Source organism: Microbacterium sp. LMI1x-1-1.1 (assembly GCF_040676205.1).
Classification (GTDB): Bacteria; Actinomycetota; Actinomycetes; order Actinomycetales; family Microbacteriaceae; genus Microbacterium; species Microbacterium aquilitoris.
Window position 1 is genome coordinate 1021533 of the sequence record NZ_JBEGHM010000001.1, and the last position, 13471, is coordinate 1035003.

At 69.4% G+C, this 13471-nt stretch carries 14 protein-coding genes; 13 read left to right on the top strand and 1 reads right to left on the bottom strand.

Translation table 11 applies throughout. The features are described from left to right. Nucleotides 1–67: 67 nt before the first annotated feature. Nucleotides 68–1102: a LacI family DNA-binding transcriptional regulator gene (locus MRBLMI1x_RS04920; protein ID WP_414685567.1), complete on the bottom strand. Its 1035-nt coding sequence runs from the start codon at nt 1100–1102 to the stop codon at nt 68–70. Between the two features lie 248 nt (nt 1103–1350). Between MRBLMI1x_RS04920 and MRBLMI1x_RS04925 the strand changes: the two genes are divergently transcribed. The 13 genes from MRBLMI1x_RS04925 to kdpC all read left to right on the top strand — a co-directional run bounded on the left by MRBLMI1x_RS04925 (nt 1351) and on the right by kdpC (nt 13470). Then, nucleotides 1351–2715, top strand: a complete 1365-nt coding sequence (locus MRBLMI1x_RS04925) for an ABC transporter substrate-binding protein (RefSeq protein WP_018185567.1) — start codon at nt 1351–1353, stop codon at nt 2713–2715. Between the two features lie 3 nt (nt 2716–2718). Next, nucleotides 2719–3678 (top strand): carbohydrate ABC transporter permease, encoded by a 960-nt coding sequence (locus tag MRBLMI1x_RS04930; RefSeq protein ID WP_116228090.1) that lies wholly within the window; start codon nt 2719–2721, stop codon nt 3676–3678. Next, complete coding sequence (locus tag MRBLMI1x_RS04935) at nt 3675–4499, top strand: carbohydrate ABC transporter permease (RefSeq protein WP_020097932.1); 825 nt, start codon at nt 3675–3677, stop codon at nt 4497–4499. The genes MRBLMI1x_RS04930 and MRBLMI1x_RS04935 overlap by 4 nt, the downstream gene beginning before the upstream one ends. Nucleotide 4500: 1 nt before the next feature. After that, nucleotides 4501–5424: a glycosyl hydrolase family 32 gene (locus MRBLMI1x_RS04940; protein WP_363456699.1), complete on the top strand. Its 924-nt coding sequence runs from the start codon at nt 4501–4503 to the stop codon at nt 5422–5424. A 7-nt stretch (nt 5425–5431) separates the two neighbouring features. Beyond that, nucleotides 5432–5818: a DUF1304 domain-containing protein gene (locus tag MRBLMI1x_RS04945; protein WP_018185563.1), complete on the top strand. Its 387-nt coding sequence runs from the start codon at nt 5432–5434 to the stop codon at nt 5816–5818. 1 nt (nt 5819) lies between these two features. Continuing rightward, the gene (locus tag MRBLMI1x_RS04950; protein ID WP_363456703.1) at nt 5820–6797 is read left to right on the top strand and encodes a Gfo/Idh/MocA family protein; all 978 of its coding nucleotides are present in this window, start codon (nt 5820–5822) and stop codon (nt 6795–6797) included. A 200-nt stretch (nt 6798–6997) separates the two neighbouring features. Then, entirely contained in the window at nt 6998–7999 is a 1002-nt protein-coding gene (locus tag MRBLMI1x_RS04955) for an acyltransferase family protein (protein WP_363456706.1), read from the top strand. Between the two features lie 46 nt (nt 8000–8045). After that, nucleotides 8046–8645 (top strand): DUF1349 domain-containing protein, encoded by a 600-nt coding sequence (locus tag MRBLMI1x_RS04960; RefSeq protein WP_363456709.1) that lies wholly within the window; start codon nt 8046–8048, stop codon nt 8643–8645. Between the two features lie 116 nt (nt 8646–8761). After that, entirely contained in the window at nt 8762–8908 is a 147-nt protein-coding gene (locus MRBLMI1x_RS04965) for a hypothetical protein (protein ID WP_018185559.1), read from the top strand. Then, nucleotides 8905–8994, top strand: coding sequence for a K(+)-transporting ATPase subunit F (kdpF, locus tag MRBLMI1x_RS04970; RefSeq protein WP_018185558.1), 90 nt, complete (start codon nt 8905–8907; stop codon nt 8992–8994). The genes MRBLMI1x_RS04965 and kdpF overlap by 4 nt, the downstream gene beginning before the upstream one ends. Continuing rightward, a complete protein-coding gene (gene kdpA, locus MRBLMI1x_RS04975) occupies nt 8994–10667 on the top strand; it encodes a potassium-transporting ATPase subunit KdpA (RefSeq protein WP_363456714.1) in 1674 nt (557 codons plus the stop codon). The genes kdpF and kdpA overlap by 1 nt, the downstream gene beginning before the upstream one ends. 3 nt (nt 10668–10670) lie before the next feature. After that, nucleotides 10671–12836, top strand: coding sequence for a potassium-transporting ATPase subunit KdpB (gene kdpB, locus MRBLMI1x_RS04980; protein WP_363456717.1), 2166 nt, complete (start codon nt 10671–10673; stop codon nt 12834–12836). A 19-nt stretch (nt 12837–12855) separates the two neighbouring features. After that, on the top strand, nt 12856–13470 hold the full coding sequence (gene kdpC / locus MRBLMI1x_RS04985; protein WP_363456720.1) for a K(+)-transporting ATPase subunit C: 615 nt from the start codon (nt 12856–12858) through the stop codon (nt 13468–13470). Nucleotide 13471 lies beyond the last annotated feature (1 nt).

The following is a 13471-nucleotide window of genomic DNA, read 5'->3' on the forward strand; positions in this document are numbered from 1 at the left end:
GGCGGGTGAGCCACGTGCTAAATCGCGTTAGCTCAGAGAGTAGCGGATGCCTCGCACCGGTTCTCGTTCAGTGCGCGTCGGCGACCGCGCGCACCGAGCCGCGGCTGCGGAGCGGCATCGGGAGGCGCTCGACCGACGCTGGGGACTCCGCGGGCGTGGTGAGCAGCATCTCGACGGCGCGCAGCCCGAGATCGAAGTGCGGGATCGCGAAGGTCGTCAGGCCGGGGTGCACCCAGCTCGCGAGCTGGTGGTCGTCGAACGAGACGATCGAGAAGTCGCCGGGCACGGTCAACCCCGCCTCGGACACGGCCTGGTACGCGCCGAATGCGATGCGGTCGTTGAAGGCGATGATGGCGCCAGAGCGCACGCCGGACGCGATGAGGTCCGCGGTCGCCTTCCAGCCGTCGGCGGGCAGCCAGATGCTCAGCTTGCGGCCGGAGGCGGGGGAGAGTCCCGCGCCCGTCAGTTCGTCGAGGATCCCCTCGAGGCGTTCCCGCCCGGCGATGGTGCTGCGGGGCACATCCGCCGGCGTCGGCCCCGCTCCGATGAGGTGGATGTCCCGGTGTCCGCGCTCGAGCAGCAGCCGCGCGGCGCGACGCCCGGCATCCAGCTCATCCGGGAGGATCGCGTGCGCGTTCTTCGCCGGCCCCTCGGGCAACGTGTTGAGCAGGACGACGTTCCGTCCGGCGAGGGCGGCGGGGACCGGACGCTCCCGGGTGAACATCGAGGCGAGGATGACGCCGTCGACCTGACGGTCGAGCATCGCGTCGATCAGGCGTTCGCGTTCGGTGTCGTCGCCCTCGTACTCGCCGATGAACAGCATGTGCCCGTGGCGACGGGCACCCTCAAGGGCGCCCTTGATCATGTCGCCGGCCAGCTGCGACGTCGCGACGGAGTCCGAGATGAACCCGAGCGTCCGGCTCGTGCCGCTGCGCAGTCCCGCAGAGATCATGTTCGGCCGGTAGCCGAGTTCGGCGGCCACGAGGCGCACGCGTTCCTGCGACGCCTCGGCGATCCGCATCTCATCGCCTCGGCCCGACAGGACGAGTGACGCGGTCGTGCGCGACATGCCCGCTGCGCGGGCGACGTCGGCGAGTGTCACCCGATTCCTCGTCACGGAGTCCTCCTGTCTCCCGCGATCCTAACGGCGGTGGGGGAGGCGCCGCGGCGCGGGGCCGCAAGCGGATCCCGCCGGCGGATTGCGCGGACACGTCTCGGTCACGACACGGCTCCTGCCCATTGACACGTCGGGGATCGGTGGCGCATCATGACCTTGCTAACGCGATTTAGCACCGACTCACGTCGACGCTTTTCCTCCCGAACACCGTGGTTCTCTGAAAGGAGACAGTGATGTCTCGACTCACACAGCGCCCCCTCCGCCCGCTCATCCTCGCCGGTGTCCTCACCTCGCTCGCCGTGGCCGTCACCGCGTGCGCCCCTCCCGGAGGGACCGCGGCACCGCAGGCATCCTCGACCGCCGACTTCGGGGCGAACGGCCCCACGTGCGGTGACGAGGACGTCGTCCTCAGCGGCTACTTCGAGACCGGCTTCCCGCTGCCGAAGGACCTCACCGACGAGTTCACGAAGCAGTACCCGAACGTGACCTTCGACATCCGTGAGGACCAGTTCGCCGTCATCACGCAGAACGCACCGCGCGTCCTGCAGGACTCGCCGCCGGACCTCATGCGCCTGCCGCAGATGTCCGAGCTCGCCACCGACGGGCTCCTCCTCGACCTCGACCCCTACGCCGAAGCATTCGGCTGGACGACGTGGCCCGAGTCGCAGCTCCAGCAGTTGCGGGTCGACGAGAACGGTCGTCGCGGCAGCGGCCCGCTCTACGCGCTCGGCCTCAACTACTCGATGACCGGCGTCTTCTACAACAAGAGCCTCGCCGAGAAGATCGGCATGACCGAGGCTCCGAAGACTCTCGACGAGTTCGACGCCGCTTTGAAGGCGGCGAAGGATGCCGGCATCACGCCGATCACACAGTTCAACGGCGGCGCGACCGGTGGTCTGGCCTTCCCGCTGCAGGCGCTCATGGCGTCCTATGGCGACCCGGCCAAGATCAACGACTGGATCTTCCAGCAGCCCGGCGCCTCCATCGACACCCCCGAGAACCTCGAGGCGGCAAAGCACCTCAAGAAGTGGATCGACGAGGGCTTCTTCGCCGACGACATCAACTCGCTCGACTACGCGCAGATGATGAGCCGCTTCATCGGTGGCGACTCGCTCTTCATGTTCGACGGCGACTGGGAGTCGGGCAACCTCGACACCCAGATGCCCGGCGAGGCCGGCTTCTTCCTCATGCCCCCGCGTGAAGAGGGCGGCCAGATCGGTGCGATGTCCGCTCCGCTGACCTACGGTGTCGCAGCCACGGCGAAGCACCCCGACTGCGCCGCGTTCTTCCTGAACTGGACCGCGACGAACGAGAAGGCCCGCACGATCGGCGTCGAGGTCGGCGGCTCGCACCCGATGGGCCCTGCGGACGCGTTCATGCCTCCCGTCAAGGAGGGCTCGACCACGGCTGCGACGCTCGCCGCCGGTGCTCAGCTGTCCGAGGCGAACGGTGCGATGGACTTCATCGCCAACGCGACCGGCGCGATCTACGCCCAGAGCTGGACGCCCAACCTGCAGAAACTCGTCGCCGGCGAGCAGACCCCCGAGGGCCTGCTGTCGTCCGTGCAGTCCGACTACGAAAGCCAAATCGGGAACTGAGTGATGGTCTCTGCTCCTCCCGCTGCTGCGCCGGTGGTCTCCACCGGCGCAGCAGCGCTCGACTCGGCGGCGGCACAGCGCCGTCGCCGGCGGAAGTTCCGCGCCAGCCTCGCGGCGTACCTGCTGGTACTCCCCGCCGCGGGCTTCTACGTCTTCTTCGTGCTCCGTCCCATCGCCCTGTCGGCGCAGTACTCGTTCTACGAGTGGAACGGCATCGGTCCGGCGACGTGGGTGGGCTTCGCCAACTACGTCGAGGTCTTCAGCAACCCGAAGTTGACGGGCGCGATCGGCAACGCGTTCGAGCTGATCATCTACTTCAGCATCATCCCCGTCGGCATCGCCCTCGTCGCCGCGAACATGATCCGCGCGATCGCCGCGAGCCGACTGGCCGCCATCTCGCGGACCGTCCTCTTCCTGCCGCAGGTGATCCCGCTCGTCGCCGCCGGCATCATGTGGAGCTGGCAGCTGTCGACCAACGGGCTGGTCAACCAGCTCCTCGGTCTGTTCGGCCTCGGCGGAGTGACCCGAGCCTGGCTCGGCGACTTCTCGACCGCCCTGCCGGCCGTGGGCGTCATCGGCGCCTGGGTTCAGGTCGGGCTCTGCCTCGTGCTCATCCTCGCGGGCATGACCAAGATCGACCCCGCGCTGTACGAGGCCGCCCGCATCGACGGCGCCGGCCCCGTCCGCGAGTTCTTCAGCATCACGCTCCCGGGCGTTCGCCAGGAAGTCGCGGTGTGCGTCACGGTCACCGTGATCGCCGCGCTCGCGAGCTTCGACATCATCTACATCGCCACGCAGGGCGGCCCCGGCGACAGCACGCTCGTCCCCGGCCTCCAGATCTTCTACCTCGCGTTCTACCAGCGCGAGGTCGGAACGGCCTCAGCTTTCGCCATCGTCCTCATGGCCCTCGTCCTCCTCATCGTCCTGCCGCTCCAGCGCATCCTCCGAGGGAAAGAATCGTGATCGTCCGCGCACGCGAGAAGTGGCTCGGCCGCGTCCTCCTGATCGTCCTGATGCTCGTCACGATCATGCCGTTCATCAGCCTGTTCGTGACCGCGCTCCACGCTCCGGGCACCTACCCCAGTGGTCTGGAATGGCCGCCCGAGCCGCGGTGGGACAACTTCGTCACGGCGTTCCAATCCGCCAACATGGCAGCGCTGCTCGGATCGAGCTTCCTCATCGAGATCGCCGTCGTCCCGGCGGCCGTGCTGTTCGCGACCCTCGCCGGCTTCGCGCTCGGCCACCTGCGGCCCGCCGGCGGTCGCATCGTGTTCGTCGCGTTCATCCTCGGTCTGACGCTGCCGTTCGAGGGGATCATCACGCCGCTGTACTTCCAGATCCGCGAGATGGGCCTGCTGAACACCCGATGGGCGATCATCCTGCCGCTCATCGGGCTGTTCATGCCGTTCGCCGTGATGTGGATGCGGGCGCATTTCATCACGATGCCGGCCGACCTCTCGGAGGCGGCTCGCATGGACGGCGCGACGACGTGGCAGCTCTTCTGGCGCATCCACATCCCGCTGTCGGTTCCCGCGCTGTCGTCTCTGGCGATCCTGCTGTTCCTGTGGACCTGGAACCAGTTCCTGCTCGCGATCGTGCTCGTGAACGATCCCGAGAAGCGCACGATGGCCGGCGCTCTCGGCGCCTTCCAGGGGCAATACGGCACGGACATCCCGCTGCTGTGCGCCGGGTCGCTGCTCATCCTCACCCCGACGCTGATCATCTTCCTGATCTTCCAGCGTCACTTCGTCTCCGCCCTGATGCAGGGGTCGCTGAAGGGCTGACGTGGCGTTCGCTCTCGACGGGCACTGGGTGTGGGACTTCTGGGTCGCTGACGACGGCGAGACGTTCCACCTGTACTACCTGCACGCGCCGACCTCGCTCGGCGACCCGGACCTCCGCCACCGGAATGCGCGGATCGGGCATGCGACCTCAACGGATCTGACCGACTGGGCCGATCACGGCGAGGTGCTCGGCCCGGGGATCGCCGGCGCGTTCGACGAGACGGCGACCTGGACCGGATGCGTCGTCCACGGCGACGACGGGCTGTGGCGCATGTTCTACACGGGGGCATCCTTCGTCGACGGATCGTCGCCTCGCAACGTCGAGGCGATCGGCATGGCGACCTCGGTCGACCTGCACACGTGGGACAAGCGCAACGGGTTCGTCCTCCGCGCCGCGGGGGAGTACTACGAGAAGCTCGGCGACACCTCGTGGCCCGACGAGGCGTGGCGCGATCCGTGGGTGTTCCGCGATCCCGCCGGCGACGGCTGGCACATGCTGATCACCGCCCGCGGCGCGGGCGGGTCGACCACCGGCGGGGGCGTCGTCGGGCACGCCTGGTCGCCTGATCTCGACACGTGGACGGTGCAGCCGCCCCTCACCGATCCGGCGCCGGCGTTCCCGCACCTCGAGGTGCTGCAGCTCGCTGAGCTCGACGGCACCCCCGTGCTCCTCTTCTGCGCCACGCGCTCCGACGGGGCCGACGGCGTGTGGGCGGTGCCCGCCGCGGCCGTGCCCACCGGCATCCGGATCGATGACGCACGGCTGATCCTGCCGGCGCCCGCCTACGCGGGGAGGATCGTCACCGACCGGGCGGGCATCCCCGTCCTCCTCGCCTTCGCGCGCGACGAGACCGGAGCGCCCGTCGGCATCACCGACCCGGTCGCCGCCGATCCCCTCTGGCGCGCGTCGCGCAGTCTGGGATGATGGCGGCATGATCATCGCCGGTTTGGTGTTCGCGGCGCTCGGCGCCCTCATCCACGTCTACATCTTCTATCTCGAGTCCATCGCGTGGACCGGGGCCGCCGCGCGGCGCACTTTCGGGACGACCGACGCGACCGTCGAGATCACCAAGCCCTTCGCCTACAACCAGGGCTTCTACAACCTCTTCCTCGCGATCGCGGTCTTCCTCGGCATCGTCTTCGTCGCCACGGGCTCCACGGCGATCGGTGCGACGCTCGTGTTCGTCGGAGCCGGGTCGATGGTCGCGGCAGGGCTCGTGCTGCTGCTCTCGGACCGCTCGAAGGCGCGCGCGGCGCTCATCCAGCTCGCCGCTCCGCTCGTCGGCGTGATCCTGCTCGCGATCGGGCTGGCCCTCTGAGGTGAAGCTCGCCGTCGTCGGCGCGGGCAAGATCGTCGCCGAGTTCCTCCCGCACGCCCACGAGGTCCCCGGGCTCACCATCGCGGCCATCGTCGGACGGGCGGCCAGCCGTGACAAGGCCGACGCCCTGGCGGCGGCCCACGGCATCCCGTTCGTCTACACCGATCTCGACGCCTGTCTCGCGGACCCACGCGTCGACACCGTGTGGGTCGCCGTGCCGAACGTGCTGCACGCGGATGTCGCCCGCCGCGCCCTTCTCGCCGGAAAGCACGTCGTCTGCGAGAAGCCGTTCGTGCTGCGCACGGCCGAACTCGCCGAGCTGCGCGTCCTCGCGGAAGATCGAGGCCTGATCCTCGTCGAGGCCATCAGCAACCAGTACCTCGCGAACGTCGCGTGGATGCGGGACAACCTCCACCGCCTCGGCGAGCTGCGGCTCGTGCAGTGCGAGTACTCGCAGTACTCGTCCCGCTACGACGCCTTCCGCTCCGGCGAGGTCCCGCCCGCGTTCGACCCCGCCGCGGGCGGCGGGGCACTGATGGACCTCGGCGTGTACGCCCTGCATCTCGTCGTCGGTCTGCTGGGCGCCCCCGAGACGGTGTCGTACACGCCGCGGATGGAGCGGGGTGTCGACACGTCAGGTGTCGCCGTCCTCGGCTACGGCGACGTCACGGCGGTCTGCGTGTGCGCGAAGGACTCGCCCGGGCCCTCCCGGACGAAGATCCAGGGAACAGAGGGCGCGATGGTGTTCGACGGCCCGCCGAACGAGATCCCCGTCGTCGAGCTGCATCTGCGCGACGGAACTCACGAGCGGATCGCCCTCGACCACGACCCGCACCGAATGACGGCCGAGTTCCGGGCGTTCGTCCGCATGATCGCCGAGGCGGACCTCGCCGAGCGCGATCGCCGCCTCGACCACAGCGCCGCCGTGCTCGACACCGCGGTGCGTGCGCTCGAGTCCGCCGGCATCCGCCTGGGCTGACGGCGGCCGCGCAGTCCCGCGCCCGTACGCTCATCGGATCGGACGAGCGCGCGAGCGCCGTGATCGGTAGAGTGACGCCAGTCGTCACAGCCGAATGGGATCGGCGGACCGGGCTGGGGAGCCGAGCGATGCGCACGACACGGGGACTTTCGGTGGACGGATCACGCTCAGTCGACGCGCCTCAGGGTCGGGTCGACTGGGTGGACGCCGCGAAGGCGATCGCGATCATCATGGTCGTGTTCCTGCACACGGTGTTCAACCACGCGGGAAGCGGGGTCTCCGGCCACTGGGGTCAATTCGTCGGATTGCTCGACACGTTCCGCCTGCCGCTCTTCTTCTTCACCGCCGGCCTGTTCGCCGGCAGAGCCATCCGCTTGCCTCTCGTTGACCTCTTGCGTACCCGGATCTCGCACCTCGCCTGGGTCTACGTCCTCTGGTCGATCGTCGCGGTCGTCGCCGTGCTGGTCCTGCCGCTGACCGGTGCCACGGACAGGCCGGTGGTGTTCTCGCTCCTGCTGATCCCGGTCATTCCGACGCCGGCGACCTGGTTCATCTGGGCACTGATCGTCCACTTCGTCGTCGCGTGGTTCGCCGTCCGCATCCCGGCAGCGGCCGCGCTCGCCATCGCCGTGGCGGTGAGTGTCGTGTTCGGGATGGGGCTCCTGACCACCGGATCCATCGAGATCGACAAGACCCTCTACAACCTCATCTTCTTCCTGCTCGCGGTGCAGACATCGACGCGGCTTCGGCCGATGATCGCGTCCGTGAGCATCTGGTGGGCGGCGGTCGCTGTCGCCGCATTCGCCGCCGCTGCCGCCTTTGTGGCGAAGTTCGCTCTCCTGGAGGTCGTGGGGGTCAGGCTCGCCCTGGGAGTCTTGGCCGTGGCGGCGGGGTGCCTCGCCGCGCGAGCGATGTCGGGACTGCGTGTCTTCGCGTGGATGTCCGTGCTGGGGAGGAACACGCTGCCGATCTACCTGCTGCACTGGTACGTCCTGCTGGTCGTGTATGCCGTCGTCAACCTCGCCTTCGCCGACGGAGCGGGCGCCCTGACGGACCTCCTTGCCCCCGTGATGACAGCGGTGACCATCGCCGGGTGCCTCGCCGTGCACCGTGTCACCCGCTGGATTCCGGGCGTCTACGCTCGACCGGCGTGGCTCGTCCGAGTGCTGGAGCCCCGGAAGGGCCCGGCGCGGACGCGCTGATCCGCCGGCATCCGCCTGGGCTGACGACGGCCGCTAGCCTGGCGGCATGAGCGAACCCGTCCGAGCCGTGGCATCCATCGACTGGTCCGAGGGCACCTGGACCACGCCTCCGCGAGCCACGGAAGAACGTGAGGGGATGCTGCTGGTCACCGCCGAGGAGGGCAGCGACGCCTGGCGGCTCACCTCCTACGGGTTCGTGCACGACACCGAGCACGCGCTCCTCGCTCCGCTGCCCGACGACGCCGCGATGGAGGTCGAGTTCGACATCCCGTTCGAGGCGCAGTTCGACCAGGCGGGGCTCTTCGTCCGCGTCGACGCGACGCGGTGGGTCAAAGCCGGCATCGAGTTCGCAGACGGGGAGCTGAACCTCGGCGCCGTCGTCACGGACGGCATGTCGGACTGGTCCCTCGCCCCCGTCCCGCACTGGCGGTCAAGGCGGATCACCGTGCGCATCAGTCGACAGGGCACCGCGCTGACCGTCCGGGCGGCGGCCGACGGCGAGCCGCTGCGGCTCGTGCGGGTCATCCCGTTCGCGGCCGACCTGGATGCCGCGGCGGGGCCGTTCGTCTGCGCGCCGAGTCGCGCCGGGCTCACCGTGCCGTTCACGGCCTGGCGCCGCGGCGCCGCCGACGCCGACCTGCACTGAGCCCGTCGGCAGGGGGAACGAGGGCCCCCGTGAGGATCCCGTGAGGACGCCGCCACCGGGCGTATGGATTCCGTGAGGAGGCCCGGCGGCGCCCGCGCGGAGGTGTTCCATCAGGGATGCGCCCCACCGGCGTGCCGGCCCGATCAGGGCCCGCATCCCTCGAAATCGGAGCCTCACTCGTGCTCGACATCGTCTACGTCCTGGGCGTCCTCGCTCTGTTCGTGATCATCGGTCTGTTCGCGAAGGCGGTGGACCGACTGTGATCGTCTTCGATCTGATCGCCGCCGTCCTCGGCGTCGCCGTCGTCGTCTACCTGTTCGTCGCACTCGTGAAGCCGGAGAAGTTCTGATGGAGTGGCTTCCCGCTGTCCTCACCCTCGCCACGCTCGCCCTCATCCTCGGGGTCGCCTACCGGCCCCTCGGCGACTACATGGCCTGGGTCTACTCGTCGCCGAAGGATGCCCGGGCCGAACGCGGTCTGTACCGGCTGATCGGCGTCGACCCGGCATCCGCCCAGACCTGGCAGGCGTACGCCCGCAGCGTCCTCGCCTTCTCGGCGGTCGGCGTCCTCATCGTCTACGCGCTGCAGCGCACCCAGCAGTGGCTGCCCTGGTCCCTCGGTCTCCCCGCGCCCAGTGAGCACCTGTCGTTCAACACGGCCGTCTCGTTCGTGACGAACACCAACTGGCAGTCGTACTCTCCCGAGCTGACCCTCGGCTACACGGTGCAGTTCGCCGGCCTCGCCGTGCAGAACTTCGTCTCGGGGGCCGTCGGCCTCGCCGTCGCCGTCGCCCTCGTCCGCGGCCTCGCCTTCCGCCGCAGCGGCACGATCGGCAACTTCTGGGTCGACCTGACCCGCGGGACGTTCCGCCTCCTGCTGCCTCTCGCGGTCATCGCGGCGATCGTGCTGCTGGCCGGCGGCGTCATCCAGAACGTCACCGGATTCAGCGACGTCGCGACCGTCGTCGGCGGGGCGCAGAACATCCCCGGCGGCCCCGTCGCCTCCCAGGAGGCGATCAAGCTCCTGGGCACCAACGGCGGCGGATTCTTCAACGCCAACTCCGCGCACCCCTTCGAGAACCCGACCGGCTGGACGAACCTGTTCGAGGTCGTCCTCATGCTGATCATCCCGTTCTCGCTGCCGCGCACCTTCGGCACCATGCTCGGCGACAAGCGACAGGGCTATGCGATCCTCGGCGCGATGGGCGTCCTGTTCCTCGCCTCGACGCTCGCCCTGACGGCGTTCGAGCTCGCCGGTCGCGGCACCGCCCCCGCTCTCGCCGGCGCGGCGATGGAGGGCAAGGAGATGCGCTTCGGCATCGTCGGCTCGACGATCTTCGGGTCGACGAGCACGCTCACCTCGACCGGTGCGGTCGACTCGATGCACGACTCGTTCACCGCGCTCGGCGGGATGATGCCGATGGTCAACATGATGCTCGGCGAGCTCGCCCCCGGCGGCGTCGGATCGGGCCTCTACGGCATCCTCGTGATGGCGGTCATCGCGGTGTTCATCGCGGGCCTGCTCGTCGGGCGGACGCCCGAGTACCTGGGTAAGAAGATCGGTCCCCGCGAGATCAAGCTCGCGAGCATCTACATCCTGGTGACCCCGATCCTCGTGCTCGTCGGCACGGCGCTCAGCTTCGCCATCCCGGCTGTCCGCGATGACGTCACGACGACGTCGATCTGGAACCCCGGCATCCACGGCTTCAGCGAAGTGCTCTACGCGTTCACCTCGGCCGCCAACAACAACGGTTCCGCGTTCGCGGGTATCACGGCCAACACACCGTGGCTCAACACGGCGCTCGCCGTCGCGATGCTGCTCGGGCGCTTCGTCCCGATCGTGCTGGTCCTCGCCCTCGCGGGCTCGTTCGCCGCGCAGGACAGGATCCCCGCGACGGCCGGCACGCTCCCGACGCACCGACCGCTGTTCGTCGGTCTCCTCGTCGGCGTGATCCTCATCGTGACCGCTCTCACCTACTTCCCCGTACTCGCGCTGGGTCCCCTGGCAGAAGGACTGATCTGACCCATGTCCACACCTCTCCGCTCCGAAGCCCCGGCTTCCTCCGCTCCTGCCGCCGCGTCCGCGTCGGCGACCCGGCGCGGCATCGACGGCGCCGCGATCGCGGCCGCCCTCCCCGGCGCGTTCCGCAAGCTCGACCCGCGTGCCCAGTGGCGCAACCCCGTCATGTTCATCGTGTGGCTCGGCGCCGCGCTGACCACCGCCCTCGCCATCGCCGAGCCGTTCACGGGCGGGCCGTCGGATTCCGGCGGCACCCCCGTCCCCGTCCCGTTCACGGCGGTCATCGCGGTGTGGCTGTGGCTGACGGTGCTCTTCGCGAACGTCGCCGAATCGGTCGCCGAAGGCCGTGGCAAGGCGCAGGCCGAGACGCTCCGCAAGACCCGCACGAGCACGGTGGCGCACCGCGTGGCCGGCTACGACGCGCAGTCGGATGTCGCCGCTGAGCGCGTCACGATCGATGACCTCTCGTCGGCCGACCTCACACTCGGCGATGTCGTCGTCGTCGCGGCCGGCAACCTGATCCCCGGCGACGGCGACGTGGTCCACGGCATCGCCTCGGTCGACGAGTCGGCCATCACGGGCGAATCGGCCCCCGTCATCCGTGAGTCCGGTGGTGATCGCAGCGCGGTCACGGGCGGTACCCGCGTGCTGTCGGACCGGATCGTCGTACGGATCACGTCCAAGCCCGGCGAGACCTTCGTCGACCGGATGATCGCCCTCGTCGAGGGCGCCGCCCGGCAGAAGACCCCGAACGAGATCGCGCTCAACATCCTGCTCGCGAGCCTGTCGATCATCTTCGTGGTGGTGGCCCTCATCCTGAACCCCGTCGCCTCGTACGCGGCGGCACCGGTCAGCATCCCCGTCCTCGTCGCCCTCCTCGTCTGCCTCATCCCGACGACGATCGGCGCGCTCCTGTCGGCCATCGGCATCGCCGGCATGGACCGCCTCGTGCAGCGGAACGTCCTCGCGATGTCGGGTCGTGCCGTCGAGGCAGCCGGCGACGTGACGACGCTGCTGCTCGACAAGACCGGCACCATCACGTACGGCAACCGCCAGGCATCCGAGTTCGTCCCGCTCGATGGGATGGCGCAAGCCGAGCTCACCCGCGCCGCCGCGCTGTCGTCGCTGGCCGACCCCACCCCCGAGGGCAGCTCGATCGTCGACCTCGCGGTCCGCCGCGGCGTCGACGTGACGGGTGAATCCCAGGGCGTCATCGTGCCCTTCACGGCGCAGACCCGCATGAGCGGTCTCGACCTGCCCGACGGCTCGTCCATCCGCAAGGGCGCCGGTTCGGCGATCATCGGGTGGCTCGAGCAGGACGGCTCGCCGCTGCCTGCTGATGTACGGACCGACCTCACGGCGCGCACCGAGGAGATCTCGCAGTCCGGCGGGACTCCGCTGGTGGTCGCGACGAAGGATGCCGCCGGCACCGGTCGCGTGCTCGGCGTCGTCCACCTGAAGGACGTCGTGAAGGACGGCCTCAGCGAACGCTTCGCCGAGCTCCGCTCGATGGGCATCCGGACGGTCATGATCACGGGCGACAACCCGCTGACGGCGGCCGCCATCGCCAAGGAAGCGGGCGTCGACGACTTCCTCGCCGAGGCGACCCCCGAGGACAAGCTCGCCTACATCCGCAAGGAGCAGGAGGGCGGCAACCTCGTCGCGATGACCGGTGACGGCACCAACGACGCGCCCGCCCTCGCGCAGGCCGACGTGGGTGTCGCGATGAACTCGGGAACGTCGGCCGCGAAGGAGGCCGGCAACATGGTCGACCTCGATTCCGACCCGACGAAGCTCATCGACATCGTCCGCATCGGCAAGCAGCTGCTCATCACGCGCGGCGCGCTCACGACGTTCTCGATCGCGAACGACATCGCCAAGTACTTCGCCATCATCCCGGCGATGTTCATGGGCGTGTTCCCGCAGCTGGGGGCCCTGAACATCATGGGGCTGCACTCGCCGGCATCCGCTGTCCTGTCGGCCATCGTGTTCAATGCGCTCGTCATCGTTTTCCTCATCCCGCTCGCCCTCCGCGGCGTGAGCTACCGACCCGGCGGCGCGTCGACGATCCTCGGCCGCAACCTCGCCGTCTACGGCCTGGGCGGTGTCGTCGCCCCCTTCATCGGGATCTGGCTGATCGACCTGCTCGTCCGCCTCATCCCCGGCTTCTGATCCGAAGGACATCCCCGTCATGAACAGCTCGTCCCGCGCCACCGGGCGCACCGTCCTCGTCTCGATCCGCGCGATGGTGGTCCTCACCCTCATCCTCGGCCTCGGGTACACCGCCCTCATCACCCTGGTCGGACAGGTCGCCCTGCCCGCCCAGGCGAACGGCTCCCTCGTCCGGGACGCGTCGGGTGAGGTCGTCGGTTCGTCCCTCATCGGCCAGTCCTTCACGGGTGCCGACGGTGCCGCACTCCCCGAGTACTTCCAATCCCGCCCGTCCGCCGCAGGCGACGGCTACGACGGCGGCGCCTCGTCGGGCTCGAACCTCGGCCCCGAGAACACCGACCTCATCTCGTCGATCACCGAGCGGAAGACCGCGATCGCCGAGCGTGAGGGCGTCGCCGAGTCGGAGGTGCCCGCCGATGCGGTGACCGCCTCCGGCTCCGGACTCGACCCGCACATCAGCCCCGCGTACGCTTCGATCCAGGTCGACCGCGTCGCCCGGGCCCGGAACCTCCCGGTCGACGAGGTGCGCACGCTCGTCGCCGAGCACACCCAGGGTCCCGACCTCGGGTACCTCGGCGGGTCGACCGTCAACGTGGTGGAACTCAATCTGGCGCTCGACCGGCTAGGAGGCTGAC